This is a genomic window from Klebsiella sp. SYXHC3, from assembly GCF_057196925.1.
Genome location: NZ_JBXUNG010000001.1, coordinates 152,202 through 178,015 on the forward strand (window position 1 = coordinate 152,202; position 25,814 = coordinate 178,015).

A 25,814-nucleotide genomic window follows, 5' to 3' on the forward strand; every position below is an offset into this window, starting at 1 on the left:
CGCCTGCGCAAGTTCGGCTAAGCAGAAGTAAAAGCGGGAAGCTGGTGGTAAATAGGCCAGCTGAAAATGAACGCCGCGCCGCCGAGCGAGCTTTCGTCGCAGCGGACTTCACCGGCCATTGCCTGGGCAATACTGTGTACGATAGCCAGCCCCAGGCCGCAGCCGCCGGTGGCGCGATCGCGGCTGGGATCGAGACGGACAAACGGCTCGAATACCCGTTCGCGTTCCTCAAGGGCGATACCCGGGCCATCATCTTCCACGCGCAGCGTCGCCCGTGAACCGGCCAGCGACAGGCTGATATGAATATGTTGATGGCTGTAGCGCAGAGCATTATTGACCAGATTATCCAGCACGCGCTCCATTAAACGCATATCCAGCGCACCGTAGTCGCCCGCCGTAAGCTGGCGCAACGCGACTTCACGCTGCGGATTTACCAGCTGAATATCTTCGACGTGCGCGCGGATCCAGGCCGGGAAATCCGGGGTGGTCAGGTTGAGTTCGTTCTGCGGGCGATCGAGGCGCGCGTAGGTGAGCAGTTCTTCAATCAGCGCTTCCAGTTGCCCGATATCGCGATTGAGAGCCTGCGACTCCGCCTCGGTCAGATTTTCGCTCATCTCCAGGCGATAGCGCAGGCGCACCAGCGGCGTGCGCAATTCATGGGCGATACCGTCAATAAGCTGTTTTTTACTGGCTATCAGGGCGTTGATATTATCGGCCATCTGGTTAAAGGCTACGCCGAGTCGCTCGAAGCTCGACATGCTATCGAAATGAATGCGCTCGCTAAAATGGCCTTCGCCGAAGCGCTGTGCGGCGGTTTCGATTCGCAACATATCCTGCCAGTGCGGACGCATCCAGATAAACACCGGGAACGCCAGTGAAATAGCGATAAACGCCATCAGTGCGACGTCCAGCAGGCGCATCTCATGCAAAAAATAGAGATAGGGCACCGGGCCGACTGACAATACGTAATGGCTGCGCGGGATGCGTTGAATAAAGGTGTACTGATCGTCCAGCGCCACGATATCGCCCGCGCGCAGGTGCTGCATCGAGCTTTCCGAGAGCTTGAATTTGCTTAACGGTTCAATGTGCAGATCGAAAGAGAGGTTGAGGTCCAGCTCTTTCAGCGTGTTGCTCCAGTCGCGCGGGGGGATCTCGCGCAGTTCGCTGCGCATCAGATACAGCGAGCTTTTCATCAGATCGTCCAGCGACTGGCGTCCGGCGCGCTCGGCGGTGAATTTATACACCAGGCCGACCAGCATGGTCATGACGAGGAAGCAGACGAACAGCAAAAGGTAAAACTGCACAAACAGTTTTTTCATTAATCATCACCGGTCATTAACTGGGTTATCTCGCAACAAAAGATTCTACAGGAGAAGGATCCCGCTCGGCAAAGTTCTCACCGACGCGCCAGGCCGAATGACCGAGAGCCATTTTAAGCCGGCTGCCCGTCCTGTCACGTGCCAGCCTCTCTGTTAATTTAAGCGCCCCTTAAATGATGGAGAGCGCCAGATGACTAAGCCCGTGTATTTGCATACTGATAATGATGTTGAGATTTTAAAAACCTTCGATATGGTCCTTAGCCATATGCAGGCGATCGCCGACCCTTATCAGTGGAAGTGGGTGATTACCGGCTGGCACAGCATCCTGCAGAACGCGATGGTTTTGGCCTTGTGTCAGGGCAATGACTTTCTGGTCTATCTGTTCGACGGTAAAGCGTCGACTCGCGCGATCTACGAGCAAATTTATAACGACGATTTTTCCAACATCGACAAGCTGCAGCTACCGTCCTTTATGACGCTATACCGTGCGACAAGGGAGAACAGCGGATTCGCACCCAGCGAAGACTGTGCGGTGGCGGTGGACAAGCTTCACCAGCTGCGCAATGATTTCATTCACTATCATCCGCGAGGTTGGAGTCTACAGGTCGATGGTTTACCGCAATGGATTCTGGCGAGCGGCGAACTGCTGGATCATTTCCTCGCCAGCGGTGAGGTCGTACGCTGGTATGGCGAAAACGATGAAAAGGCATTCAGAGAGAAATACGCTGAATTTCAAGACCGACTACACGGCGTGATATCGGTCTATTCCTGACGCCGATTAATTATCCCAGGCGTGCGGGGCGAACAGATAACCTTTGTTGCGCACCGTCTTGATACGGTAGGGCTCGTTGGCGTTGTCGAGCAGCTTTTTACGCAGGCGTGAAATCGCGACATCGACGCTGCGATCCATGCCGTCGTAGCTGACGCCGCGGAGATTTTTCAACAGCGCATCGCGATCCATAATCTGCCCGGCATGGGTCGCCAGCTCCCACAGCAGGTCAAAATCGGCGGTGGACAAAGCAACGTTGTCGCCGCCGAGCAATACCTGACGGTTAACCGGGTCGATCGACAGCGAACCGAAAACAATGGCTTTATGCGGCGTCAGGGTTGCGGGAGCGGGCATCGACGGCGAAGCCACGTGTTGGCGCAGATGCAAACGTAAGCGGGCCAGCAGCACCGCAGGCGGGGTGGTTTTGAGGATATAATCACTGGCGCCCATCTCCAGCGACAGAATATGGTTCATATCGCTATCGAGCGAGGTCAGCAACACGATCGGACCCTGCCACTGGCTGCGCAGGTCGCGGCACAGCGTCATCCCGTCTTTGCCAGGCAGCATGATATCCAGCAGTACCAGATCGGGTTGTTCACGAGCAATAACCTCTTCGGCCCGGTCGCCGCGCGGCTCAACAACCACGTCCATATCATGCTTTCCCAGATAGGCGGCGATAAGCGCGCCAACTTCGGGCTCATCCTCAACAAAAACGATCTTATTCATATCTTACGCGTATAAATTAAAAAGCTAACATACACCGCCCGCAAATTGCCTGCCATTAATCTTTCATAAACAAATGTTCTTCCGTTATGCTGGTGGAAATTGTTGTTCAAATGTTAAGGCATAAAATGGGGCTGTTGATTAAAGCGCTGCTGGGAGCGCTGGTGGTGGTACTGATAGGCGTACTGTCAAAAACCAAAAATTACTATATTGCCGGTTTAATTCCGTTATTTCCGACCTTCGCGCTGATTGCCCATTATATCGTCGCCAGCGAGCGCGGCATTGAAGCGCTGCGCACGACTATTGTCTTCGGCATGTGGTCAATCATCCCGTATTTTATCTACTTACTTTCATTATGGTACTTCACTGGGGTAATGCGCCTGCCTTACGCGCTGGCAGGCGCGGTGATCTGCTGGAGTCTGGCGGCCTGGCTGCTCATCCTCGGCTGGAGCCGTTTCCACTAGCGCAGCGGTCGGCCGCCGTCGACAGCGAAAGAGCGGCCGGTCACGTAGCAACTGGTGAACAGATAATCGATGAGGTCGATAATCTCTTTCTCACCCGGCGCGATTTTCATCAGCGATTTATCCAACGCCTGTTTACGATATTCAGCGTCATCATGCTCGTTAAACATAATTAGCGATGGCGCGATGGCGTTGACCTTCACTTCCGGGGCCAGCTTACGGGCGAAAGAGCGGGTCATATTATCAAGCGCCGCTTTACTGGCGGCATAGGCGATATGCTTATCGCTGCCGCGTTCCACCACGTAGTCGGTAATGTGAATAATATCGCTGGCGGCGTGACCAAAACCGCGCAGCAGGCTCTCCAGCGCATGGTTAAGCAGATAGGGCGCGTGGACGTGAATCTGCATCATCCGCGATATCACCGTGGATAACGGCACACCGGGTTTTTCCGCCATCCAATCACTGGCGTTATGAATAATCGCACGCAGCCCGCTGGTCTGCGCCTTCACCGCTTCCGCGAAGGTAAGAATACCGTCGTCGCTGCTGAAATCGGCCTGCAGACACACCGCGCCGGCTTCGCGCAGGGTGTCAATCGAAGGATAATGCTGGCGATAGCTTACGATCACCGGTTGCTGCTGGTTTAAAAAATGGTGTGCCAGAGCGAGGCCGATACGGCGGCCTGCTCCTGTGATCAGGACCGGACGAGGCTGTGGTTCAGCCATGGGTATCTCCTTTCAAGTTCAGCGGTAGGGCAACCGCTTACCCCACCAGCATCCACGTTGCCGGAACGGCGGCAACCAGCAAAAAACCAATTAATGCCATTTCACGCCGTTTGAGCATGCGATCGTGCTGGTGCGTACGGCGGGCGTACAGGAAAACCAGAAGACCCGGAGCGTAAAGTACCACCGACAATAACAAATGCACAGGACCGGACGCATACAATAACCATAAGCCATAAACGCACGCGCCGACACCCACGGCTTTATGTAACGGACGTACGGCAATCTTAAGCAGGAAAGCGCCAACGAGGAAATAGGGCACCAGAATCATTTCTGAGGCGATGGTTAGCAGGGTACCGTAGTCGGATCCGGTAAGCCAAATCAGCACCAGACAAATCTGCACGCTGATGTTGGTCAACCACAGCGAGGAAGAGGGGGCGTTATTCTTATTGGTTTTGGCGAACAGGCGCGGGAACGCTTTATGCGTCGCCGCCAGATACGGCACTTCGGCGGCCATAATGGTCCAGCTTAAATAGGCGCCGCAGACGGAGATAATTAATCCCGCGGCGATTACTACTTCGCCCCATGACCCCATCATTTTGACCATCAGGCCTGCCATCGACGGGTTGCGCATTTCAGCCAGTTCCGGGCGGGCGACAACGCCCAGCGACAGCAGGGTGACCAGCAGATAAACCGCCAGCGCCGAGACCACCGCCAGCAGCGTTGCGCGGCCAACGTCGCGCTTGTGGCGCGCGCGAGCAGAGACTACTACTGCGCCCTCCACGCCGATAAATACCCACAGGGTGATCAGCATGGTGTTTTTCACCTGTTCCCATACCGGTACGCCGAGCGCGATACCGCTGAAGTCGAGGCGGAAAGTATCGAGCCGGAACGCGATAGCGGCCAGCGCCACAAATGCGCCGAGCGGCAACAGTTTAGCCAGCGTCGCCACCAGGTTAATGCCTGCCGCGGTCTGGACCCCACGCAGCACCAGAAAATGCACCACCCAGAGCAGCACTGACGCGCCGACGATCGCCTGCCAGGTGTTACCGTCGCCAAAAATACGCATCTCCGGCGTATCGGTGAAGAAACTCAGGGCGGAGAAGACGATAACCAGATAGGAGACGTTGGCAATCACCGCGCACAGCCAGTAGCCCCAGGCGGAACAGAAACCGATCAGTTCGCCAAAACCTTCACGGGCATAGGTAAAGATGCCGCCGTCCAGTTCCGGTCGGATTCGGGTCAGCAATAGCATGGCGAAAGCGAGGAATAAAATCCCGACGCCGGTGATAGCCCAGCCGATAAGCAGAGCGGATGGGCTGGCGACGGCAGCCATGTTTTGCGGCAAACTGAAAACGCCCGCGCCCAGCATGGAGCTGAGTACCAGTGCGGTCAGGGCGCTAAGGCCCAGTTTCTTTTCCATTGTATTCCCGAGGTGACAACAGTGAATCAAGAATATTTATTTGGCGAAATCGCATAAAAATGGAGGATTACGCTAAGGCGCGGGATTTTACGGAGTGTCTTGAACGCATGCAATGGCGGCGGGCGAAAAAATGTAAAAAGGCGACCCGATGTCGCCTTTTTGAGCAGCTGAAACCGATTACTTATACAGGTCGGCGCTAATGGTGATGTTACCGCCACGTTCCTGCCACTGGCGGGTGATGTGGTAGTATTTTGCCCCTTTCTTCGCCGCGCGTTTCGCGGTCTGATAGGAGATTTCCGTCATGTTGCCGTAGTTACCGGTGAATTTGATGCTATCAAACGGCACCATCTGCGCGGCGGTGATCTTGTTCACTTCTTCGACTTTAGTACCATTCGGCAGGGTGACAGTGTAACGTCCGCCTTTCGACGATTGGGTTTCGTAGAACAGGCCTACGCCGGTGCCGGCGCCGACGGCCGCAGAGGAGGCCACGCCTGGGATCTCGACATTTTTAGCCGCTTCGCCGCCTTTCGCCAGAGCGGCGCGACCGGCTTCGGAATCCGCTGGAATCGCATCAGGGCTCTGCAGTACGCGCTTCTGCGCATCCTTTTTATAGATATAAGCGGTGATGCGCTGGTTGCCGCCCTGGTTGGCGTCAACCTGACGGACGATGAAGAAGGCATACGCGCCTTTGGCTTTCGCCGCTTTGGCGATGGCGTCGTTGACTTCCGGCTGGCTGCGGTAGAAGCCCTGTACGGTCACGGTGTCATACGGCATCAGCGTGACGGCCTGGTCTTTCGGCAGTTCCATCACGCCGTTAATGATACGGTTTTTCGGGGTATCCGCCTGCGGGGCGTTTTCTTTATAGAAATCCGCCGTTACGCGCCAGTTGCCGCCGTTGCCGAAATCTGAGGTGTCGACAACATAAAAGGAAGCTGCGCCATCTTTATCCGCCTTGCGGGAAACCGCCTGTACGGCATCGCCAATCGCGTTAAAACGGCCAGTGACGACGACGCGGTCATAGGGCTTCAGCGCTGCCGCTTGCTCCGGAGTCAGCTCGGTCGCTGCATGGGCAGACAACGCGGTGGTAGCCAGAAGAGCAGACGCCAGGAGTGTGTTCTTAAGCTTCATAAAAATAATCCTTTGCCTTGCGCAAACCATGTACTGGTATTGTTGTTGACTGAAAACAGGTGATTATTGCATTTAAACAACGTAACTGTCTGCGTCATTTTTCACTTCCCGCCCGAATCGTTCGTTACAAAAATATAACAAATACTGATATGTTGAAAAAACAGCCCCTTGAACAGCAAAATCGATAATCAATATCACTTTTATAAGTTAACGTAATGTTAATGCAATGATACTGACGGTAATAAATGGCGAATTAATCCCTCAGGTAAGCGAATTATCAGGTTCTGGCATAAAATTAAGGCAAATATTGCTGCCTGACGCAGTCAGGACTAATTTTTCTCAATAAAATCAAAAATTCTGTTTTAACGATGTAGATCACAATCGGTATTTTCAGTAGGTTATAAAAAGTTTGTTACTGTTTCATTTTCCAGATGAATACCTGAGCGGCGTTTTTGCGCCGCCGCTGGCGCATTTGTGAAAAAAATAAACCATCATCAAAAACCGATGGAAGGGAAAACTATGCGAATTGGGATACCAAAAGAGAGCTTAGCTCAGGAAACCCGGGCCGCTGCGACGCCGAAGACGGTCGAGCAGCTGCTTAAGCTCGGGTTTAGCGTGGCGGTCGAGAGCGGGGCCGGGAAACTGGCGAGCTTCGACGATGAAGCCTTCGAACAGGCGGGCGCGGAAATCGTCAGCGCGGATAACGTCTGGCACTCCGACGTTATCCTCAAGGTTAACGCGCCGAACGATGCGGAGATTGCGAAGCTCAATCCGGGCACCACGCTGGTGAGTTTCATCTGGCCGGCGCAGAATCCGGATCTCATGGAAAAGCTGGCCGCTCGCGGTATCAACGTGATGGCGATGGACTCGGTACCGCGTATTTCCCGCGCCCAGTCGTTAGATGCCCTGAGTTCGATGGCCAACATCGCCGGTTATCGCGCGATTGTCGAAGCGGCGCATGAATTCGGCCGTTTCTTCACCGGCCAGATCACCGCGGCGGGTAAAGTGCCGCCAGCAAAGGTGATGGTAATCGGCGCAGGCGTCGCCGGCCTTGCGGCGATCGGCGCGGCGAACAGCCTCGGCGCCATCGTCCGCGCCTTCGATACCCGTCCGGAGGTGAAAGAGCAGGTGCAGAGTATGGGCGCCGAGTTCCTTGAACTGGATTTTAAAGAAGAAGCGGGCAGCGGCGACGGTTACGCCAAAGTCATGTCTGAAGCCTTTATCAAAGCCGAGATGGCGCTGTTCGCCGCGCAGGCGAAAGATGTCGATATCATTGTCACTACGGCTTTAATCCCGGGTAAACCGGCGCCGAAGCTGATTACCCGCGAAATGGTTGACGCCATGAAGCCAGGCAGCGTGGTGGTCGATCTGGCGTCGCAAAACGGCGGCAACTGTGAATACACCGTGCCGGGCGAAGTCGTGACCACCGCCAACGGCGTGAAAATTATCGGCTATACCGACCTGCCGGGTCGTCTGCCGACGCAATCTTCTCAGCTCTACGGCACCAACCTGGTAAACCTGCTGAAGCTGCTGTGCAAGGAAAAAGACGGCAATATCACCATCGATTTCGACGATGTAGTGGTGCGCGGCGTCACAGTGGTCCGCGAGGGCGAAATTACCTGGCCGGCGCCGCCGATTCAGGTATCCGCGCAGCCGCAGGCGGCGGCGAAAACCGTCGAAGCGCCAAAAGAAGAGGCTAAACCAGCTTCGCCGTGGCGTAAATACGCGCTGATGGCGCTGGCGATTATCCTCTTTGGCTGGCTGGCGAACGTCGCGCCGAAAGAGTTTCTGGGTCACTTTACCGTCTTCGCGCTCTCCTGCGTAGTCGGTTACTACGTGGTGTGGAACGTGTCGCACGCGCTGCACACGCCGCTCATGTCGGTAACCAACGCCATTTCAGGGATTATTGTCGTTGGGGCATTGCTGCAGATAGGGCACGGCGGCTGGGTCAGCTTCCTCAGCTTTATCGCGGTGTTGATCGCCAGCATTAATATTTTTGGTGGTTTCACCGTCACTCAGCGCATGCTGAAAATGTTCCGCAAAAACTAAGGGGTAGCACATGTCTGGAGGATTAGTTACAGCTGCATACATTGTTGCCGCTATTCTGTTTATCTTTAGCCTTGCGGGGCTGTCAAAGCACGAAACGTCGAAGCAGGGGAACCTGTACGGCATCGCCGGGATGGCGATTGCGCTGATTGCCACCATCTTCGGGCCGGACAGCGGTAACGTCGGTTGGATCATCGTGGCGATGGTTATCGGCGGCGCGATCGGTATTCGTCTGGCGAAGAAAGTCGAAATGACCGAGATGCCGGAGCTGGTGGCGGTGCTGCATAGCTTCGTTGGTCTGGCGGCGGTGCTGGTCGGCTTCAACAGTTATCTCGACCATGGCCCGGGCCTCGATCAGGTGCTGGCGAATATTCACCTGACTGAAGTGTTTCTCGGCATCTTTATCGGCGCCGTGACCTTCACCGGCTCGATCGTTGCTTTTGGTAAGCTGCGCGGCAAAATTTCGTCAAAACCGCTGATGTTGCCGAATCGCCACAAGCTGAACCTGGCGGCGTTAGTCATCTCTTTCCTGCTGCTGGTGGCCTTCGTGCGTACTGACAGCACCGGAACGCAGGTACTATGCCTGCTGGTGATGACCATTATCGCGCTGGCGTTCGGCTGGCACCTGGTGGCGTCTATCGGCGGCGCGGATATGCCGGTGGTGGTATCGATGCTGAACTCGTACTCCGGTTGGGCGGCGGCGGCGGCGGGCTTCATGCTCAGCAATGACCTTCTGATCGTGACCGGCGCGCTGGTCGGTTCTTCCGGTGCCATCCTCTCCTACATTATGTGTAAGGCGATGAACCGTTCGTTTATCAGCGTTATCGCCGGCGGTTTCGGCACCGATGGCGGCAGTTCCAGCGACGATGAAGAAGTTGGCGAGCATCGTGAAATCAGCGCCGAAGAGACGGCTGAAATGCTGAAAAACTCGCATTCCGTGATCATCACGCCGGGCTACGGGATGGCGGTGGCACAGGCGCAGTATCCGGTGGCGGAAATCACTGAGAAGCTGCGTGCGCGCGGTATCAAGGTGCGCTTCGGTATCCACCCGGTCGCCGGACGACTGCCGGGGCACATGAACGTGCTGCTGGCGGAAGCGAAGGTTCCGTACGATGTGGTGCTGGAAATGGATGAAATTAACGATGATTTCGCCGATACCGATACTGTACTGGTGATTGGCGCGAACGACACGGTGAACCCGGCGGCGCAGGACGATCCGAAGAGCCCGATCGCCGGTATGCCGGTGCTGGAAGTGTGGAAGGCGCAAAACGTGGTGGTCTTTAAACGGTCGATGAACACCGGCTATGCAGGCGTGCAGAACCCGCTGTTCTTCAAAGAGAACACCCACATGCTGTTTGGCGACGCTAAAGCCAGCGTGGATGCCATTCTGAAAGCGCTGTAATAGCGCAACGCTCTAAGCCGTCTCTGTTGAGACGGCTTTTTTATATAGACAGCGAAACCATGATTTGCTCATAAAGTGAACGGCGATGGGTGTTATACTATGCCTGTTTTTTCACCACACTGAGGATATTATGGATACCGAGTTAACCCCCACGCAGATGGCCATCGAGTACCTGCGCCGCGATACCGCTGTTATGACCCCCGCGCAGTACCTGAAGAAGCTCAAACTCCTCGAGCTCGAGTTTGCCGATCTGATGTCGCTTTCGTCGATGGAACTAAAAGAAGAGATCGACCTGGCCTGGCGTTTAGGTATCCACTAACGCATTCTCTAAGCTTGTTAAATTAGCGTTGATATCCGGGGCCGTATGGCCCTTTTTCTTCTTTAGCGGGCCGACAAAAAAATCCCCCGACGGGCGGGGGATGTTAGATATAATTTCAAACCTCATGAGACGCCGTTAGTCGTCGTCTTCATCGTCCAGTTCAACCGGGGTTTGATAAGCTTCCGGTTTCAGTACCAGCAGGTCGCAGCGCAGGTGGTCGATAACCTGTTCCGCGGTATTGCCGAGAAACGCGGCAGAAATACCGGTGCGGCCAACGGTGCCCAGCACCACAATCCCGGCCTGCAGATGTTCAGCTAAATCAGGGATAACCTCTTCCGGCAGCCCTTTCTCTACGTGGGTGCGGTTTTCATCGATGCTGAATTTCTGGCGCAGCGCTTTCATAGCCAGCAGATGCTGGCCGCGAATCGCATCGTTATAGATGCTCGGGTCAAAATCAGGTAATTCAATGGCGATGTTGATAGGCGTCACCGGATAGGCGCCAACCAGATGTACTTCGGTATGGTTAACCTGATCGGCGAGGGCGATGGTCTCCCGCACCAGTTTTTCATTGAGGGCGTTGTGATAGTTCTCTTCACTGGCCAGATTAACCGCCACCAGCGCTTTACCGCCTTCCGGCCACGGTTGATCTTTAACCATCCATACCGGGCATGGACATTTGCGCAGCAGGTGCCAGTCGGTCGGGGTGAAGATGACGGCTTCGAGTTTGTCGTGCTGATGGGCCATTTTCAGCAGCAGGTCGTGTTTATCGCTGATGATTTCCTGAATGATGGCTTCAAAGGGGCGGTTGTGCCACACCACTTTGATATCGATTGGCACCCCGGATTCAATGTAAAACTTGGCCTGTTCACGGATCCAGGCGCTGCGTTGGCTAATCACGCCCTGGCGCATCGCCGTCCGCTCGTCGGGCGACAGCAGGGTGGTCATTTCATAGGAAAAATCATAGATCGGCAAAAAGGCTTTGATGCGTCCACCAATCCGTTGGTGCAGATACACCGCGCGCCGTAATGCAGGCTGGTCGTCCTGGTTAGGGTCGATTACTACCAGCATGTTCTGATACTTCGCCATACAGGGTCTCCTTACAGCTGTAGCTACAGTCAGTCATTAAAAAGATAACCTATATGGATGAATTGAAACAGGGGATGACCCTGGCCAGATCAACAAATTAGAAAAAAATGTCGATCCGGCACAAGGTAGAAGAAAGTATAGCGGAGATAAATCAGGCGACGTTGCGCGCCTGGCCTGCCAGTTGCGCCAGCAGATCGCTGTTTTCGATGGTGATATATTTCCCTTTCACCGCCAGCATACCGCTTTTCTGGAAACGACCGAGCAGGCGGCTAATGGTTTCTACCGTCAGGCCCAGATAGTTGCCGATGTCGCCACGCGTCATGGTCAGGCGGAACTCACGCGGTGAGAAGCCGCGCTGCGCGAAACGGCGGGATAGGTTGTAGATAAAGGCCGCCAGCCGTTCTTCTGCGTTCTTTTTGGAAAGCAGCAGGATCATGTCCTGATCGCCTTTGATCTCGCCGCTCATCAGGCGCATCATCTGCTGACGCAGGTTCGGCATTTTACCGGAAAGATCATCCAGCGTTTCGAACGGAATTTCGCAAACCATTGAGGTTTCCAGCGCCTGCGCAAAGCTTGGGTGCAGGGCGGTGCCAATGGCGTCAAAACCGACCAAATCACCCGCCAGGTGGAAGCCGGTAATCTGCTCATCGCCTTGTTCGGTGATGGTGTAGCTTTTGATGGTCCCTGAACGGATAGCGTACAGCGACTTCAGCTCATCACCCGCTTTGAACAGGGTTTGCCCTTTCTGAATAGGCTTCTTACGCTCGATGATATTATCAAGCTGATCCAGCTCATGTTCGTTCAAAGTAAAGGGGATGCAGAGCTGGCTAATGCTGCAATCCTGACAATGGATTGCACAACCACCAGACTGAATGCGTCGTATAATTCGCTTTTCCGGGATCATATGTCTGCTCAAGCTTTAATTGATATTGGTCAATTTTAACATCTTTTTGAGGAGCAAGTAAGTCTCGAAACCCGGAAAGACGCAATATTAGAAGGGGAAATATACCTTTCACCCTATCTCTTTGATAACAAGCAATTTATTAAGCGATCAATTATTGTAAAGTTACCTGTAATTTCCAAAAAAGGCATTATCTGTTAAAGCAGCAAATAGCCTTCATGGCGCAATAACCACTCTTTGCGCTGTACGCCCCCGGCGTAGCCGGTCATGGTGCCGTTACGGCCAATCACCCGATGGCAGGGAACCACAATGCTGACCGGATTGGAACCGTTTGCCGCGCCGACCGCACGGGCCGCGCCTGGGCGGCCGAGAGCCTCGGCTAACTGACCGTAGTGCATGACTTGCCCGCAGGGAATCGTGCGCAGCGCTTGCCAGACCTGACGTTGAAACGGCGTCCCGCCGGTGGCGGTCGGCAGGGTATCGATAATCGCGAGATCGCCGTCGAAGTATTGCCGCAGCTTCGCGCTCAGCCCGCCCGGATCGCGCGCATCAAGACGTTCATAACCCTCATGGCGGTAGTGGATGTCGAGCAGTTGCTCCATACGGTCACGGTGCTGATCCCACTCCACGGCGCGCAGGTTAAATTGTTCATCGCAAATGACCCACAACGGCCCCAGCGGGGTATCGATTTTATCTTGCAGTAGCGTCAGCATCGGTCTTCCTTCTACGAGGTTATTTCGGCAAGGGCACACCATATCATGACGTGCGCTCTGCCAACTATACCTCCGAAAGGTCAGCAAATAATGAAAGGCTGTACTATTAATTTATAAATACGAATCGCAGTCATTTAAATTCCGTCATTCGATTGCCCAATCGCAAATTGCCGGAATAAAGGGACGGGGAGCAATGTTTATTTTTGCATTAACTAGCAGGCGCGGCAGAAAGAGCATTTTGCTACCTTTGTCTGGCGGCGAATTCCCCTGTGCGGAGGAGCGTTCAGTTCAAATCTCTATGCAGTTTGTCATACGCACGCGAATTAGCGTGAACTGGCTAATTCACCGGGAGGCACCCGGCGTCGCAGATAAATATACAGGCATTCCTTGAGTCAATTATTTTTCCAGCGCTTTGGCGCTGGTTTTTTTTAACCAACAGAAAGGTGGCGATATGCAATACATATTAACGGGAGTTGTTGTGTTGATTATCAGTGGGTTAGCTATCAATTTGCTGTCGTTGGCCATCGAAAGTCTGTGTAAAACGCTCCTGAACCGCACCACAATTCGTTAACTCACGCAGGCCCTCCCTGGCCTGTCGCTGCGTTAGGGCAAACGCGGATAGATGCCGGGACCTATCGGCAGCCCGACAAGATACCAACCCACCAGCAGCAGTAGCCAGACGGCTAAGAAAATGAGTGGGTAGGGTAATACCAGCGAATAGTAGGTGCCCAGTTTGGCATCGGGCCGGTAGCGCTGTAAAAAGCCGAGAAACAGCGGCACAAACGGCGATACCGGCGCGAGCGGCAGCACGGAAGAGTCAGCGATTCGGAACAGGATCTGCGCAAACGCCGGGTGAAAGCCCAGCAGCATAAACATTGGCACAAAAATGGGCGCCAGAATCGACCAGATAGCCGAACCGCTGGCGATAAACATACACAAAAACGCCGACAGTAGCGCCAGGCCGACAAACGCCGGCACCCCATTCATCCCGGCGCTCTCCAGCACATCGGTCAGACCAACGGCCATGAATTTCCCCATGTTGCTCCAGTTAAACATGGCGACAAACTGGGCCAGCGGGAAGACCATCACGATAAATCCGGCCATCTCCTTCATCGGCTCGATCATTAACTGCGGCAGGTCAGCCTGACGGCGAATTTTGCCGGTGGCGATGCCGTAAGCTAAAGATACGACAAAGAAAAAAAAGATAATCAGCGGCACAATGCCTTTAATAAAGGGCGAGGGCATCACGGTATGCTTGATGGGATCGCGCAGAATGCCGTTGTCCGGCACCACCATCAGCGCGATAACCGCCACAAACAACAGCGCCGCAATACCGGCAATGCGCAGCCCGAAGCGCTGTTCCGCCGTCAGCGTCTGCAGCGTTTCATCACTCTTACCCTGCCACTTTCCTAACCGCGGCTCGACCAGTTTATCGGTAATCAATCCGCCGACCAGAGTAAGTACGATGACTGAGGTAGCCATGAAGTACCAGTTGTCGATGACGCTAACATGCAGCGAGGCATCGAGCGTTTTCGCCGCTTCGGTACTGATACCGGAGAGCAATACGTCGGTGGTGACAATGAGTAAATTTGCCGTGAATCCGCAGCCAACGCCGGCGATCGCCGCCAGCAACCCCGCCACTGGATGACGACCGACGGCGAGAAACATCAACGCCCCTAGCGGCGGCATAATGACCAGCGCCGCGTCGGAAGAGATGTGGCTGAAGAAGGCGATAAATAACACCATGTAACTGGCGTAACGCGCGCTAACGTGCGATGACATTTTGACCATCAGCGACGGCAGCAGGCCGACGCGTTCGGCGAAACCGGCGCCGAGCACCAGCGCCAGAATCGCCCCCAGCGGCGCGAAGCCGCTAAAGTTTTTAATCACGTTCGGCAGAAACCAGTGCAGCCCTTCCACGCTGAGCAGATTCTTTACCACCACTCGCGAACCGTCGGTGGGGTTCTGTACGCCGACGTTTAGCGCCGACAAGATGGCGGTAGCGGCCATCAGCGCCACTATCAGATAGATAAACAGCAAAAATGGATGCGGAACCTTATTACCTATTTTCTCAACCCAGCCATACAGCTTACCGGTGGGGGAATGCGACGGTATGGATGACATACTCATGGGCGTTCCTCAGTTGTCGTTGTTGTGTTGGTTGCGGCATGCCTCAGGGGTTGTCAGCTGTTATTTTTATTGGCGATTGCCATCACGCTGTACGTTATCCCAGAGGCTAATTTTTCTTATTTTAAAATTGATGGTACGACGTCACGCGGGATCGGGCACTGGTATGGGCTTACCGCCAGTACCTGAGCCAGTTCCTGCTGGCTTGCTTCGAGCAACGGCCTGTCGCTGAACAAACGAATTGCCGTTGCTCCCAGTATCTTACCCGCCAGCAGCATCCCTTTATGGGCGATGGAGGTTTTTCCCTGGCTTACCAGTTGCCAGCTGTGCAGCGGCGTACCGATGGCGAAGCAGGGGCTAAAACACTGGGCCACCGGCGCTTTCCAGCTCACGTCGCCGACGTCGGTAGAGCCGGCCAGCACGTTTTCCGTCGCCGCCCACGGCGCGACTTCATCGATCAGTACCGTGTCGTGATGGCGGCGGGAAAACGCTTTTCCTTCTTCACCGCTGGTGCCGGCAATATTCTTCAGGCTGTTCTGTATATCGTTCACGCCGAGCGTGGAGCGAATATCCGCTGCGAAAGCGCGCTCTTCGTTACTCCATTGCGGCGTACCGTAATGACATACGGCCTGATACATTGCCGCTTCCAGCGTGCGATTGGGGAGATAGCTGGAACAGGCTTTTTCAAAACGACAGCTGACGCTGGTTTCGGTCATCAGCGCGGCGCCCTGAGCAATTTTCTCAATACGGGCAAAGATTTGCTGCACGTCGGCCATTTCCGGAGCGCGAATCAAATACAGCACTTCAGCCTGCGCCTGCACCACGTTGGGCGACACACCGCCGGTATCAGTAATGGCATAGTGCACACGCGCTTTCTCGATAATATGCTCATTGAGGAAGTTACTGCCGGTGGTCATCAGCGTGACGGCGTCCAACGCGCTACGCCCAAGATGCGGTGAGTTTGCGGCGTGGGCAGCGGTTCCGGTAAAGCGCCACGCCGCCTGAATATTGGCCAGCGTGCTGGTGCTGAACATCCCGGCCCAGGCTTCCGGATGCCAGGTGAGGGCGGCGTCGATATCATCGAATAGTCCCTCGCGCACCATAAAGGTTTTACCCGAGCCGCCTTCTTCACCCGGGCAGCCATAAAAGCGCAGGGTGCCCGAGCCGCCATGCTGCTGCAGCCACTGTTTCGCGGCGACCGCAGCGGCGAACGCCGCGGTGCCAAGTAGATTATGCCCACAGCCGTGGCCATTTTCCCCCGGCGTCGCGGATGTTGGTTCAGCACTGTGCGCCTGTTGGCTGAGTCCTGCCAGCGCATCAAACTCGCCGAGCAGGGCGATGACTGGTTTACCCTCGCCAAAGCTGGCGATAAACGCATTGGGGATTCCACCAGCGTGACGGCTTAGTTGAAAACCTTCCGCTTCCAGCGCGTCGGCCAACCGCGCGGCGGACCAGAATTCCTGGAATCGGGTTTCCGGATGATCCCAGATATCATCGGCAATAGCGCAAAAATCGTCGCGTCGCGATTCAATGATGTCATCAACAAATTGATAGATCTTTTCCATCACACACCTCGCTGCCAGGGAAAGTTGAGCGCGATGTGCGCCAGCGTCTCGACCGCGATGGTCATGACCCCTTCGTCGAAATCAAATTTCTCATTGTGATGTCCGGCGCTCAGTTCAGTACCGAAAATCATGTATGAAGCCAGTCCACCGCGCTCCTGTACCCGCGCCATCATCAAAGTGGCATCTTCGGATCCCGCCGGCGCAGCAATATGATCCACCGCCTCTATCACACCTGGCACCTGTGCTGCCTGTTCACGCAGGTATTGCACCCACGCCGGAGAGGGGACACTGGAAGTTGCCGCGCCCATGAGCCGTAGTTCATAGCGGGCTTCATACATCGCTGCGGCGCCGGCAATCACGTTTTGCGCCCGCTCAAACACATACTGGTTGATAGCTTCTGTCTCGCCACGGGTTTCGACTTTTATCAGCGCGGAAGAAGGGACCACGTTGCGCCCGGTACCGGCCTGCATAACACCGACGTTAACCCGCGAGGCGCCGGCGCTGTGCGGCGCGATGGCGTGCAGGGCGAGGGAGGCCTGCGCGGCGGCCAGTAGCGCGTTGCGCCCATCTTCCGGTTTGCCGCCGGCGTGAGCGGCGACGCCCTCGAATTGCACATCGAATTTGGTGGTCGCCATAAAGTTGTCACCGCCGCAGACCACGGTGCCGCTGGGGACGCCGGTGCCGATATGAATGGCGGTGAAGTAGTCCACGTTATCGAGCACGCCTGCCGCCACCATCGCGCGCGCGCCGCGGGTACCTTCTTCGGCAGGCTGGAAAATCAGCTTGATGATCCCGTTGAGCCGATCGGCATACTGCTGTAGCACATGCGCTAAACCCAGCCCAATGGCGGTATGGCCGTCATGGCCGCAGGCGTGCATCATCCCGGCGTTGCAGGAGGCGAAACCCGCGCGATGCGGGCGATGGCAATCGTCGTGTTGTTCGTTAAGATCGAGCGCGTCCATATCGACGCGAAACGCCAGCGTCGGGCCGGGGCGGCCGGTGTCCAGGGTGGCGACGACGCCGGCGAATCCGCCTTCAAAAGCCGTTAGCCAACGTTCCGGCGCTCCCTGTTCGCGGGCGCGCTGGAATGCCTGTGCCAGGGTGGCGTCGTCGGGCAGCCCCATTCGGCTGTCGGCATCGATAACGTCGCGCCCGAGCGCCAGTTGATAACCGAGTCCGTCTAAGATCTCGGCAACCTTGCTGGCGGTACGAAATTCCAGCCATCCGGACTCCGCGTGCAGGTGAAAATCACGACGCCATTGCGTCATTTCCGGCGCCAGTTGGCTGATGAATTCATGAAGTTGCGGCATAACCCTTCCTGTCATATTAAAAAAGTGTGACGGCGTTCACGAAGTGATAGCTTTTGCTTATCACATACGCCTTTCATGCAATCTCACCCTTAACCTGCCACAGCATGTTCGATTACAGTAGATGTCATTTTCTTCTGTCTGATAAACAATGGTTATCATCTAAAGCATGTCATTTCAGATTAAATTTCATCAAATTCGCGCTTTCGTTGAGGTTGCCCGCGAGGGGAGTATTCGCGGCGCCAGCCGGGCGCTGGCGATCTCGCAGCCTGCGTTGACCAAGGCGATTAAAGAGCTGGAAGAGGGGCTTTCCGCCCAACTGTTTGTCCGCCGCAGCCAGGGGGTGGCGCTGACGGAAAACGGCGAAAGTTTTTACCAACATGCGAGCCTGATCCTTGAAGAGCTGCGGGCGGCTCAGGATGAACTGCTGCAGCGTCAGGGCGAGCAGGCCGGGCAGATTAATATTGGTCTCGGCGCCAGCGTCGCCCGTTCGCTGATGCCATCGGTGATCTGCCGCTTTCATCAGCAGCATCCGTTGGTGAAGGTGCGGATCATGGAAGGGCAACTTCTGGCGATGATTAATGAACTGCGTCAGGGTGAGCTTGATTTCACTATCAACACCTACTATCCCGGCCCGTACGATCATGAATTCAGCTTTGAAAAACTGTTTGAGAAACCATTCGCGGTATTCGCCCGCGCCGGACATCCGGCGGCGCGCGCCACTTCCCTGACTGAATTGCTCGATCACCACTGGACGATGCCAACGCCGCGCGGTAGCTACTTTAAACAACTGCAGGAGATGTTTAACCAGGCCGGGCTGGCGCCCAAGGTCGATATCGTGTGTGAAACCTTCTCTTCGTGCATCAGTCTGGTGGTGAAGAGCGATTTCCTCAGCATTCTGCCGGTAGAGCTCGGAAACGATCCGATGATGGCGGATAAACTGGTGATGATCCCGATACGTGAAACGTTGCCCAGGGCAACCTACTACCTGATTCAGCGGCGCGATACGCGACCAACGCCGTTAACGGCTTCGTTAATCACCTTGTTTCGTCGTCAAAGCCGTCAATTGTTTCCTTAAAAATCCTGCGTGGGGCTATTTGCCGGCAGTGGCGGCTAAACGCGTTGAGGGGGAGGCGCGAGGCGGCTATAGTAGCAGGCGATAGCCGCTGGAGGAGAGACCATGAACCTTGACGACAAATCCCTGTTTCTTGACGCCATGGAGGATGTCCAGCCTCTGAAACGCAATAATGACGTACACTGGCACCGTGAGCGCAACGTGCGCGCCCCGCAGCGTATCGATACCCTGCAGCTCGATAATTATCTGACCACCGGCTACCTCGATATCGTACCGCTCGCCGTGCCGCTGGAGTTCAAACGGGAAGGGCTGCAAAGCGGAGTGCTGGAAAAACTGCGGCGCGGAAAATACAGCCAGCAGGCAAGCCTGTCGCTCCTGCGCCAGCCGGTCGAACAGTGTCGGCAAATGCTGTTCGCCTTCGTGATACAGGCGCAAAAAGAGGGGCTGCGTAATTTACTTATCATCCACGGCAAAGGCCGTGATGACCAGGCCCACGCCAATATTATTCGCAGCTACCTGGCGCGCTGGCTGCCAGAGTTGCCCGAGGTACAGGCGTTTTGCGCCGCGCTACCGCACCACGGCGGCAGCGGCGCTTGTTACGTGGCGCTGCGTAAATCCGAACAGGCTAAGCAGGAGAACTGGGAGCTGCACGCTAAACGCAGCCGCTAGCGCAGCAGCAGCGTTAGCTCGCGGGCGGCTTTTTGTAATTCCGGCAGCACTCTGTCCAGCATTTCGCGGGTCGACATCTGGCCCGCGTGAACCCCGACGTTCAGCGCTGCTTTCACCTGTCCCTGCGGGTTATATAGCGGTACCGCCAGCGAACGCAGCCCCATTTCCAGTTCCTGATCGTTCAACGCATATCCCTGCTGATGCACGCGTTTTAGCTCCGCGCGCAGCTTATTCACCGAATCTACCGTTTGCGGGGTGTAGCGAATCATCGTCACCCGGCCCAGCATGTCGTTCAGCCGTTCTTCCGGCTGATGGCTTAACAGCACGCGGCCCATGGAGGTCGCCCACGCCGGCAGGCGGCTGCCGATATCAAGATCGATCGTCATAATTCGCGAACTGGAGGCGCGGGCGATATACAGGATATCGTCGCCATCGAGGGTGGCGATTGAGCAGGATTCATTGAGCATTTCGCTCAGATGCTTGAGCACCGGCTGCGCCGAGCGCGCCAGCGGCGTTGAGGCCAGCCAGGCGTGACCGAGGGCGAGGATCCGCGGACGCAGCTGGAAATTCTTACCGTCTTCGGCGTAGACGAATCCCAGTTTGCTTAAGGTATACAGGCAGCGCCGTACCGCCGCTCGGGGGATGCCGGTCTTTTGGCTGATCTGCGAAATCGACAGCACCGGGCGCTGCGGGGTAAAAGCCTGAATCACTTCCAGCCCCCGCGCCAGCGACGCCATAAAGTTCGGGTCGCCCTTAAACGGATCGCCGTCGCCCGCCACTACATCATCTGGATGCTTGTCCATTTTGTTCTCCGTATTTGCCATCGATCACATTCTTTCGCTAAAGATATACGATGTTCGATTATCGCACCATATTTCGATTATCGCCCTTGACCAGCATCGTTAAGCGGGTCACATTTTGTGCGAACAACGCATATAAGTGCGATTACCGCACGTTAAGGAGCGACCTGATGATTGATAAAAGCGTGTCGACGCTGAGTGAGGCCATTGCCGGGATCCACGACGGCGCGACCATCATGATCGGCGGATTTGGCCCCGCCGGGCAGCCGACGTATCTGATTGACGCCCTGATTGACCAGGGCGCCCGCGACCTAACCATTATTAATAACAACGCGGGTAATGGCGAAGTGGGGCTGGCGGCGCTGCTCAAAGCCGGGCGGGTGCGCAAAATGATCTGCTCATTCCCGCGCCAGGTAGATTCACAAATTTTCGATGACCTCTATCGCCGCGGCAAAGTTGAGCTGGAACTGGTGCCGCAGGGCAACCTGGCGGCGCGGATCCAGGCCGCTGGCGCAGGTCTCGGCGCGGTCTTTACCCCTACCGGCTACGGCACGCCGCTGGCGGAAGGCAAAGAAACCCGGGAAATAGATGGCCGCCATTATGTGCTTGAGTATCCGATTAAAGCTGACTTCGCCTTGATTAAGGCCCACCAGGGAGACCGCTGGGGCAACCTGGTCTACCGCAAAGCGGCGCGCAACTTCGGCCCGATTATGGCGACCGCCGCCAAAACCACCATTGTTGAAGTCTCGCAGCTGGTCGCCCTTGGCGAACTCGACCCGGAAAACATCATCACCCCGGGGATTTTCGTCCAGCGTGTATTCTCGCTGGAAAATCTGTCCGTCGCGCAAAGCGCCTGAGGAGCCGAACATGCAAAAACTGACTCGTGACGAAATGGCCCAGCGCGTCGCCCGCGATATTCCGGAAGGCGCTTACGTCAACCTTGGTATCGGTCTGCCGACCCGTATCGCCAACTATCTACCTGCCGATAAAGAGGTGTTCCTGCACAGTGAAAACGGGCTACTGGGAATGGGGCCGAAGCCGCAGCCCGGCGAAGAGGATCCAGAACTGATCAACGCGGGTAAAGAGTATGTCACCCTGCTGCAGGGCGGCTGTTTTTTCCACCATGGCGACTCCTTCGCCATGATGCGCGGCGGACATCTGGATATCTGCGTGCTGGGCGCCTATCAGGTTTCCGCCAGCGGCGATCTCGCTAACTGGAGCACCGGCGCGCCGGATTCGATCCCGGCGGTTGGAGGGGCGATGGATTTGGCTATCGGCGCCCGCCAGGTGTTTGTGATGATGGACCATCTGACCCGCGATGGCGAATGCAAACTGGTCGAACAGTGCAGCTACCCGCTGACCGGCGTCGGTTGCGTCAGCCGTATCTATACCGATCTGGCGGTCATCGATATTACCGACCGCGGCCCGGTGGTGCGCGAAATCTTTAATGGCCTCTCCTTTGAAGAGCTACAGCGCATCACTCCGGTGGCGCTGACTTTTGAACAACTGGCGGAAAGTGCGTAAGGAACCTATGATGAATCAGGCATTTATCTGTGATGCGGTGCGTACGCCGTTTGGCCGTTTTGGCGGCGCATTATCCAGTATGCGCGCCGACGATTTGGCGGCGCTGCCGCTGAAAGCGCTGCTGGAGCGTAACCCGGGACTCGATCCGGCGCTGATCGACGATGTGATCTACGGCTGCGCTAACCAGGCCGGAGAAGATAACCGTAACGTGGCGCGCATGGCGCTGTTGCTGGCCGGGCTGCCGCAGAGCGTTCCCGGCAGCACGATTAACCGCCTCTGTGGTTCCAGTCTCGATGCGATCGGCGTCGCGGCGCGGGCGATTAAAAGCGGCGAAACTCAACTGATGATCGCCGGTGGGGTGGAGAGTATGTCGCGCGCGCCGTTTGTGATGGGCAAAGCCGAGAGCGCCTTTAGCCGCTCGATGCAGATGGAAGATACCACCATCGGCTGGCGCTTTATTAACCCGCAGATGAAAGCGCTGTACGGCGTGCACTCGATGCCGGAAACTGCGGAAAACGTCGCCGATGAGTTTGCCATTTCTCGCGCCGACCAGGACGCTTTTGCGCTACGCAGTCAGTTACGTACCGCGGCGGCGCAGGAAGCGGGGCGTTTCGCCGATGAACTGATCGCCGTATCGGTGCCGCAGCGCAAAGGTGAGCCGCTGCGTTTCAGCCGCGATGAACATCCGCGCAGCACCTCGCTGGAGGCGCTGGCTAAACTGCGCGGCGTGGTCCGCGCCGACGGCAGCGTTACCGCCGGTAACGCCTCCGGCGTCAACGACGGCGCCTGTGCGCTGTTGTTGGCCAGTGAACAGGCGATGTCGGCGAATGATTTACAGCCGCTGGCGCGGGTTGTCGGCGTGGCGACGGCAGGGGTGGCGCCGCGGATTATGGGCTTCGGCCCGGCACCGGCGGTGCGCAAAGTGTTAGCGCAAACCGGGCTGACGCTGGCGCAGATGGATGTCATCGAACTGAATGAGGCTTTTGCCGCGCAGGCGCTGGCGGTTACCCGTGATTTAGGCCTGCCGGATGATGCTGCCCACGTTAACCCCAACGGCGGGGCCATTGCGCTGGGTCATCCGCTGGGGGCTTCCGGCGGACGTCTGGCGATGACCGCCGCTTATCAGTTGAAGCGTACCGGCGGCCGCTATGCGCTGTGCACCATGTGTATCGGCGTGGGCCAGGGGATTGCGCTGATTATTGAACGCGTTTAAGGAGTCGCGATGAGTTTGTTGACCCCCATGTTGCGTAGCAGTCCGCTAACCGACTGGTTCAGCGATGCGCAGCGGGTACAGGGTATGCTGGATTTCGAAGCCGCGCTGGCGCAGGCGCAGGCCGACTGCGGGCTGGTGCCGCAGGCGGCAGTCTCGCCGATAGTCAACGCCTGCCGGCATGCGCTTATCGATTTCGACGCGCTGGGACAATCGGCGGCCAGCGCCGGCAATCTGGCTATTCCGCTGGTTAAACAGCTGACTGCGCGGGTGAAAGCGCAGGATCCGGACGCCGCGCGCTATGTCCATTGGGGCGCCACCAGCCAGGACGCTATCGATACCGGGTTTGTTCTGCAACTGCGGGGCGCGCTGGCGGCGACGGATAGCCTGCTACAAAGCCTGATTGACGCGTTCGCCGAACAGGCGCAGCGCTATCAACATACGGTGATGCCGGGGCGCACCTGGATGCAGCATGCGCTACCGGTCACGTTTGGCCTTAAACTGGCGGGGACGCTGGATGCGCTGCTGCGCTGGCAGCAGCGGTTGATTGAGATGCGCCCACGGGTGCTGGCGCTGCAGTTTGGCGGCGCGGCGGGCACGCTTGATTCATTGAAACAGCAGGCGCCGCAGGTGGCGCAGGCGTTGGCGCAAACCCTCGACCTGCAGTTGCCGGATACGCCATGGCATAGCCAGCGCGACCGTTTCCTCGAGGTCGGCGCCTGGTTCGCCGGCGTTTGCGGCACCCTGGGAAAATTCGCCAATGATTTTTCGTTGCTGATGCAAACCGAGGTTGCGGAAGTCGGCGAGCCGCTGGCGGAAGGGCGCGGGGGCTCCTCGACCATGCCGCACAAACGTAACCCGGTCTCCTGCGCGGCGATTCTAACCGCGGCGCAGCGCACGCCGGGGCTGGTCGCCACCCTCTACGCCGGCCAAATCCAACAGCATGAGCGCGCGCTCGGCGGCTGGCAGGCCGAATGGGAAACGCTACCGGAGCTGATTATGCTGGTGGGCGGGGCGCTGGCGCAAACTGACATGCTGGTGCGCGAGATGCAGGTTTTCGTGCATAAGATGCGTGCCGACCTTGATATCACTCACGGGCTGATTATGGCGGAAGCGGTGACCCTGGCGCTGGCGGAGTTTATTGGCAAAGCCGAGGCGCACCATCGTGTAGAAGCGCTGTGTCGTCAGGCGTTGGATCGCAATGGCTTGCTTGTCGATCTGCTGGCGGCTGACCCGCAGGTCAGTCAGTATCTCTCCCGCGAACGTTTAAACGCGCTACTGGATCCTGCAACGGCTACCGGTAGCGCCGAACGCTTTGTGCGCCAGGTACTGGCGCGTTATCAGGAGCAACATCATGAATCTTGATTATCAACTCGACGGGCCGGAAGGCGCGCCGGTTATCGTGCTGTCGAACTCGCTTGGCACCACGCGCGCCATGTGGCAGCCGCAAATGGAGGCCCTGACGGCGAATTTTCGCGTACTGCGTTATGACACCCATGGCCATGGTAAAACGACGAAAAACGGCAAGGTTACCCTGGCGCAACTGGGCGAAGACGTACTTGCGCTGCTCGATCACCTTAATATCGGTAAGGCACTGTTTTGCGGTATTTCGATGGGCGGGCTGACGGGATTATGGCTGGCGCGCTTTGCGCCGGAACGTTTTTACGCGGTGGCGGTGGCCAATACCGCTGCGCGGATCGGCGATCAGTCGGGCTGGCTTTCTCGCGCTCGTGCGGTGCGTCAGGAAGGGATGGATGTGGTTGCCGCGGGGGCGGCGGATCGCTGGTTCAGCGATGCTTTCCGCCAGCGCGCGCCGGAGGTGGTCGAGGCATTATGCCATCAACTGACTCATAGCGACGCCGAAGGCTACGCTGCCTGCTGCGAAGCCCTGGCGGCGGCTGACCTGCGGGGGGAGGTCGGGCAAATTGCGATTCCGGTGCTGATTATTGCCGGAGAAAGTGACCCTGTCACGACTGTCGCCGACGCTAACTTCCTGCATCAGCAGATTGCCGATTCCCAGGTGGTGGTGCTGAGCGCGTCGCATCTGTCGAATATCGAAGCGCCAGCCGCCTTTAACGCCGCGCTGAACGGCTTTTTGCTGGGGGAGCAAAATGGAAGATAAACAACGTTATCAGCAGGGAATGGAGGTTCGCCGCAAGGTATTAGGCGATGCTCACGTTGACCGTACGCTGCAGAACCTCACGCCGCTGAATGAGGAGTTTCAGGATTTCATCACCCGTTACGCCTGGGGAGAAACCTGGACGCGTCCGGGGCTCGATCACCATACCCGCAGCATGATCACTATTGCGATGCTGATTGCGCTCAACCGCGAGGCGGAACTTAAGATGCATCTGCGCGCCGCCTTTAATAACGGCGTGACCCGTGATGAGCTGAAAGAGTTGATTATGCATTCGGCGCTGTACTGCGGCTTACCGGCGGCAAACGCCACGCTGCACCTTGCGCAGCAGGTGTTTGCCGAGATCGACGCCGCGCAGGCGTAGGGGGCGGCGCATTGCGCCTTGTCCGGG

The 25,814-nt window shown here is 56.7% G+C and carries 25 protein-coding genes; 13 read left to right on the forward strand and 12 right to left on the reverse strand.

Annotated elements, in window-relative coordinates; all coding sequences use genetic code 11:
- Window positions 1-17: 17 nt before the first annotated feature.
- Window positions 18-1,319 carry a two-component system sensor histidine kinase RstB gene (rstB, locus tag AC2CGP_RS00735; protein ID WP_015705253.1) on the reverse strand — a complete coding sequence of 434 codons (1,302 nt, stop codon included), beginning with the start codon at window positions 1,317-1,319 and terminating at the stop codon, window positions 18-20.
- Between the two features lie 190 nt (window positions 1,320-1,509).
- On the opposite strand from rstB, the gene AC2CGP_RS00740 reads away from it, so the two are divergent.
- The gene (locus tag AC2CGP_RS00740) at window positions 1,510-2,091 is read left to right on the forward strand and encodes a hypothetical protein (RefSeq protein ID WP_411303047.1); all 582 of its coding nucleotides are present in this window, start codon (window positions 1,510-1,512) and stop codon (window positions 2,089-2,091) included.
- A 6-nt stretch (window positions 2,092-2,097) separates the two neighbouring features.
- Here AC2CGP_RS00740 and rstA read toward each other — a convergent pair whose 3' ends face one another.
- Window positions 2,098-2,814: a two-component system response regulator RstA gene (rstA, locus tag AC2CGP_RS00745; RefSeq protein ID WP_015366827.1), complete on the reverse strand. Its 717-nt coding sequence runs from the start codon at window positions 2,812-2,814 to the stop codon at window positions 2,098-2,100.
- 125 nt (window positions 2,815-2,939) lie between these two features.
- Here rstA and AC2CGP_RS00750 point away from each other — a divergent pair, with 125 nt between their 5' ends.
- Complete coding sequence (locus tag AC2CGP_RS00750) at window positions 2,940-3,275, forward strand: GlpM family protein (protein ID WP_015366825.1); 336 nt, start codon at window positions 2,940-2,942, stop codon at window positions 3,273-3,275.
- On the opposite strand, the gene folM is transcribed toward AC2CGP_RS00750, so the two are convergent.
- The 3 genes from folM to ydgH all read right to left on the reverse strand — a co-directional run bounded on the left by folM (window position 3,272) and on the right by ydgH (window position 6,542).
- On the reverse strand, window positions 3,272-3,994 hold the full coding sequence (folM, locus tag AC2CGP_RS00755; protein WP_015366824.1) for a dihydromonapterin reductase: 723 nt from the start codon (window positions 3,992-3,994) through the stop codon (window positions 3,272-3,274). The genes AC2CGP_RS00750 and folM overlap by 4 nt on opposite strands.
- 37 nt (window positions 3,995-4,031) lie before the next feature.
- On the reverse strand, window positions 4,032-5,414 hold the full coding sequence (locus tag AC2CGP_RS00760) for an amino acid permease (protein ID WP_015366823.1): 1,383 nt from the start codon (window positions 5,412-5,414) through the stop codon (window positions 4,032-4,034).
- A gap of 177 nt (window positions 5,415-5,591) precedes the next feature.
- Window positions 5,592-6,542, reverse strand: a complete 951-nt coding sequence (ydgH, locus tag AC2CGP_RS00765) for a DUF1471 family protein YdgH (RefSeq protein ID WP_015366822.1) — start codon at window positions 6,540-6,542, stop codon at window positions 5,592-5,594.
- Window positions 6,543-7,061: 519 nt separating this feature from the next.
- Here ydgH and pntA point away from each other — a divergent pair.
- From pntA to AC2CGP_RS00780, 3 genes are all read left to right on the forward strand, one after another.
- Window positions 7,062-8,591 (forward strand): Re/Si-specific NAD(P)(+) transhydrogenase subunit alpha, encoded by a 1,530-nt coding sequence (pntA, locus tag AC2CGP_RS00770; RefSeq protein ID WP_032705737.1) that lies wholly within the window; start codon window positions 7,062-7,064, stop codon window positions 8,589-8,591.
- A gap of 10 nt (window positions 8,592-8,601) precedes the next feature.
- The gene (gene pntB, locus AC2CGP_RS00775; RefSeq protein ID WP_047036426.1) at window positions 8,602-9,990 is read left to right on the forward strand and encodes a Re/Si-specific NAD(P)(+) transhydrogenase subunit beta; all 1,389 of its coding nucleotides are present in this window, start codon (window positions 8,602-8,604) and stop codon (window positions 9,988-9,990) included.
- A gap of 130 nt (window positions 9,991-10,120) precedes the next feature.
- On the forward strand, window positions 10,121-10,309 hold the full coding sequence (locus AC2CGP_RS00780) for a YdiH family protein (protein WP_015366818.1): 189 nt from the start codon (window positions 10,121-10,123) through the stop codon (window positions 10,307-10,309).
- 135 nt (window positions 10,310-10,444) lie between these two features.
- Here AC2CGP_RS00780 and uspE read toward each other — a convergent pair whose 3' ends face one another.
- The 6 genes from uspE to AC2CGP_RS00810 form a co-directional block, all read right to left on the reverse strand.
- Window positions 10,445-11,395, reverse strand: coding sequence for a universal stress protein UspE (gene uspE / locus AC2CGP_RS00785; protein WP_015366817.1), 951 nt, complete (start codon window positions 11,393-11,395; stop codon window positions 10,445-10,447).
- Between the two features lie 151 nt (window positions 11,396-11,546).
- Window positions 11,547-12,299: a fumarate/nitrate reduction transcriptional regulator Fnr gene (fnr, locus tag AC2CGP_RS00790; RefSeq protein ID WP_004862555.1), complete on the reverse strand. Its 753-nt coding sequence runs from the start codon at window positions 12,297-12,299 to the stop codon at window positions 11,547-11,549.
- Window positions 12,300-12,493: 194 nt separating this feature from the next.
- Window positions 12,494-13,009, reverse strand: a complete 516-nt coding sequence (gene ogt, locus AC2CGP_RS00795) for a methylated-DNA--[protein]-cysteine S-methyltransferase (RefSeq protein ID WP_015366816.1) — start codon at window positions 13,007-13,009, stop codon at window positions 12,494-12,496.
- 603 nt (window positions 13,010-13,612) lie between these two features.
- On the reverse strand, window positions 13,613-15,139 hold the full coding sequence (gene abgT / locus AC2CGP_RS00800; protein WP_020078968.1) for a p-aminobenzoyl-glutamate transporter: 1,527 nt from the start codon (window positions 15,137-15,139) through the stop codon (window positions 13,613-13,615).
- A gap of 116 nt (window positions 15,140-15,255) precedes the next feature.
- Window positions 15,256-16,701 (reverse strand): M20 family metallopeptidase, encoded by a 1,446-nt coding sequence (locus AC2CGP_RS00805; RefSeq protein ID WP_045388318.1) that lies wholly within the window; start codon window positions 16,699-16,701, stop codon window positions 15,256-15,258.
- A complete protein-coding gene (locus AC2CGP_RS00810) occupies window positions 16,701-18,011 on the reverse strand; it encodes a M20 family metallo-hydrolase (protein WP_101743581.1) in 1,311 nt (436 codons plus the stop codon). The genes AC2CGP_RS00805 and AC2CGP_RS00810 overlap by 1 nt, the downstream gene beginning before the upstream one ends.
- Window positions 18,012-18,177: 166 nt before the next feature.
- Here AC2CGP_RS00810 and AC2CGP_RS00815 point away from each other — a divergent pair, with 166 nt between their 5' ends.
- Window positions 18,178-19,086 carry a LysR family transcriptional regulator gene (locus tag AC2CGP_RS00815; RefSeq protein ID WP_015366811.1) on the forward strand — a complete coding sequence of 303 codons (909 nt, stop codon included), beginning with the start codon at window positions 18,178-18,180 and terminating at the stop codon, window positions 19,084-19,086.
- Between the two features lie 102 nt (window positions 19,087-19,188).
- Entirely contained in the window at window positions 19,189-19,752 is a 564-nt protein-coding gene (smrA, locus tag AC2CGP_RS00820) for a DNA endonuclease SmrA (protein ID WP_015366810.1), read from the forward strand.
- On the opposite strand, the gene AC2CGP_RS00825 is transcribed toward smrA, so the two are convergent.
- Window positions 19,749-20,555, reverse strand: a complete 807-nt coding sequence (locus tag AC2CGP_RS00825; RefSeq protein WP_484502227.1) for an IclR family transcriptional regulator domain-containing protein — start codon at window positions 20,553-20,555, stop codon at window positions 19,749-19,751. The genes smrA and AC2CGP_RS00825 overlap by 4 nt on opposite strands.
- Before the next feature lie 167 nt (window positions 20,556-20,722).
- Between AC2CGP_RS00825 and AC2CGP_RS00830 the strand changes: the two genes are divergently transcribed.
- The 6 genes from AC2CGP_RS00830 to pcaC are packed head-to-tail and all read left to right on the forward strand — an operon-like array spanning window position 20,723 to window position 25,787.
- Entirely contained in the window at window positions 20,723-21,409 is a 687-nt protein-coding gene (locus AC2CGP_RS00830; RefSeq protein WP_015705261.1) for a 3-oxoacid CoA-transferase subunit A, read from the forward strand.
- A 10-nt stretch (window positions 21,410-21,419) separates the two neighbouring features.
- A complete protein-coding gene (locus AC2CGP_RS00835; protein WP_015705262.1) occupies window positions 21,420-22,076 on the forward strand; it encodes a 3-oxoacid CoA-transferase subunit B in 657 nt (218 codons plus the stop codon).
- 10 nt (window positions 22,077-22,086) lie between these two features.
- Entirely contained in the window at window positions 22,087-23,289 is a 1,203-nt protein-coding gene (gene pcaF / locus AC2CGP_RS00840; protein ID WP_020078965.1) for a 3-oxoadipyl-CoA thiolase, read from the forward strand.
- A 9-nt stretch (window positions 23,290-23,298) separates the two neighbouring features.
- Entirely contained in the window at window positions 23,299-24,651 is a 1,353-nt protein-coding gene (locus AC2CGP_RS00845) for a 3-carboxy-cis,cis-muconate cycloisomerase (protein ID WP_020078964.1), read from the forward strand.
- Window positions 24,641-25,408, forward strand: coding sequence for a 3-oxoadipate enol-lactonase (pcaD, locus tag AC2CGP_RS00850; RefSeq protein ID WP_020078963.1), 768 nt, complete (start codon window positions 24,641-24,643; stop codon window positions 25,406-25,408). The genes AC2CGP_RS00845 and pcaD overlap by 11 nt, the downstream gene beginning before the upstream one ends.
- Complete coding sequence (pcaC, locus tag AC2CGP_RS00855) at window positions 25,398-25,787, forward strand: 4-carboxymuconolactone decarboxylase (RefSeq protein ID WP_015705266.1); 390 nt, start codon at window positions 25,398-25,400, stop codon at window positions 25,785-25,787. Before pcaD ends, pcaC begins: the two co-directional genes overlap by 11 nt.
- Window positions 25,788-25,814 lie beyond the last annotated feature (27 nt).

What these genes read in the sequence shown, in the direction of transcription:
- rstB (WP_015705253.1), bottom strand. Translation starts at nt 1,319, where the DNA reads ATGAAAAAACTGTTTGTGCAGTTTTACCTTTTGCTGTTCGTCTGCTTC.
- AC2CGP_RS00740 (WP_411303047.1), top strand. Translation starts at nt 1,510, where the DNA reads ATGACTAAGCCCGTGTATTTGCATACTGATAATGATGTTGAGATTTTA.
- rstA (WP_015366827.1), bottom strand. Translation starts at nt 2,814, where the DNA reads ATGAATAAGATCGTTTTTGTTGAGGATGAGCCCGAAGTTGGCGCGCTT.
- AC2CGP_RS00750 (WP_015366825.1), top strand. Translation starts at nt 2,940, where the DNA reads ATGGGGCTGTTGATTAAAGCGCTGCTGGGAGCGCTGGTGGTGGTACTG.
- folM (WP_015366824.1), bottom strand. Translation starts at nt 3,994, where the DNA reads ATGGCTGAACCACAGCCTCGTCCGGTCCTGATCACAGGAGCAGGCCGC.
- AC2CGP_RS00760 (WP_015366823.1), bottom strand. Translation starts at nt 5,414, where the DNA reads ATGGAAAAGAAACTGGGCCTTAGCGCCCTGACCGCACTGGTACTCAGC.
- ydgH (WP_015366822.1), bottom strand. Translation starts at nt 6,542, where the DNA reads ATGAAGCTTAAGAACACACTCCTGGCGTCTGCTCTTCTGGCTACCACC.
- pntA (WP_032705737.1), top strand. Translation starts at nt 7,062, where the DNA reads ATGCGAATTGGGATACCAAAAGAGAGCTTAGCTCAGGAAACCCGGGCC.
- pntB (WP_047036426.1), top strand. Translation starts at nt 8,602, where the DNA reads ATGTCTGGAGGATTAGTTACAGCTGCATACATTGTTGCCGCTATTCTG.
- AC2CGP_RS00780 (WP_015366818.1), top strand. Translation starts at nt 10,121, where the DNA reads ATGGATACCGAGTTAACCCCCACGCAGATGGCCATCGAGTACCTGCGC.
- uspE (WP_015366817.1), bottom strand. Translation starts at nt 11,395, where the DNA reads ATGGCGAAGTATCAGAACATGCTGGTAGTAATCGACCCTAACCAGGAC.
- fnr (WP_004862555.1), bottom strand. Translation starts at nt 12,299, where the DNA reads ATGATCCCGGAAAAGCGAATTATACGACGCATTCAGTCTGGTGGTTGT.
- ogt (WP_015366816.1), bottom strand. Translation starts at nt 13,009, where the DNA reads ATGCTGACGCTACTGCAAGATAAAATCGATACCCCGCTGGGGCCGTTG.
- abgT (WP_020078968.1), bottom strand. Translation starts at nt 15,139, where the DNA reads ATGAGTATGTCATCCATACCGTCGCATTCCCCCACCGGTAAGCTGTAT.
- AC2CGP_RS00805 (WP_045388318.1), bottom strand. Translation starts at nt 16,701, where the DNA reads ATGGAAAAGATCTATCAATTTGTTGATGACATCATTGAATCGCGACGC.
- AC2CGP_RS00810 (WP_101743581.1), bottom strand. Translation starts at nt 18,011, where the DNA reads ATGCCGCAACTTCATGAATTCATCAGCCAACTGGCGCCGGAAATGACG.
- AC2CGP_RS00815 (WP_015366811.1), top strand. Translation starts at nt 18,178, where the DNA reads ATGTCATTTCAGATTAAATTTCATCAAATTCGCGCTTTCGTTGAGGTT.
- smrA (WP_015366810.1), top strand. Translation starts at nt 19,189, where the DNA reads ATGAACCTTGACGACAAATCCCTGTTTCTTGACGCCATGGAGGATGTC.
- AC2CGP_RS00825 (WP_484502227.1), bottom strand. Translation starts at nt 20,555, where the DNA reads ATGGACAAGCATCCAGATGATGTAGTGGCGGGCGACGGCGATCCGTTT.
- AC2CGP_RS00830 (WP_015705261.1), top strand. Translation starts at nt 20,723, where the DNA reads ATGATTGATAAAAGCGTGTCGACGCTGAGTGAGGCCATTGCCGGGATC.
- AC2CGP_RS00835 (WP_015705262.1), top strand. Translation starts at nt 21,420, where the DNA reads ATGCAAAAACTGACTCGTGACGAAATGGCCCAGCGCGTCGCCCGCGAT.
- pcaF (WP_020078965.1), top strand. Translation starts at nt 22,087, where the DNA reads ATGAATCAGGCATTTATCTGTGATGCGGTGCGTACGCCGTTTGGCCGT.
- AC2CGP_RS00845 (WP_020078964.1), top strand. Translation starts at nt 23,299, where the DNA reads ATGAGTTTGTTGACCCCCATGTTGCGTAGCAGTCCGCTAACCGACTGG.
- pcaD (WP_020078963.1), top strand. Translation starts at nt 24,641, where the DNA reads ATGAATCTTGATTATCAACTCGACGGGCCGGAAGGCGCGCCGGTTATC.
- pcaC (WP_015705266.1), top strand. Translation starts at nt 25,398, where the DNA reads ATGGAAGATAAACAACGTTATCAGCAGGGAATGGAGGTTCGCCGCAAG.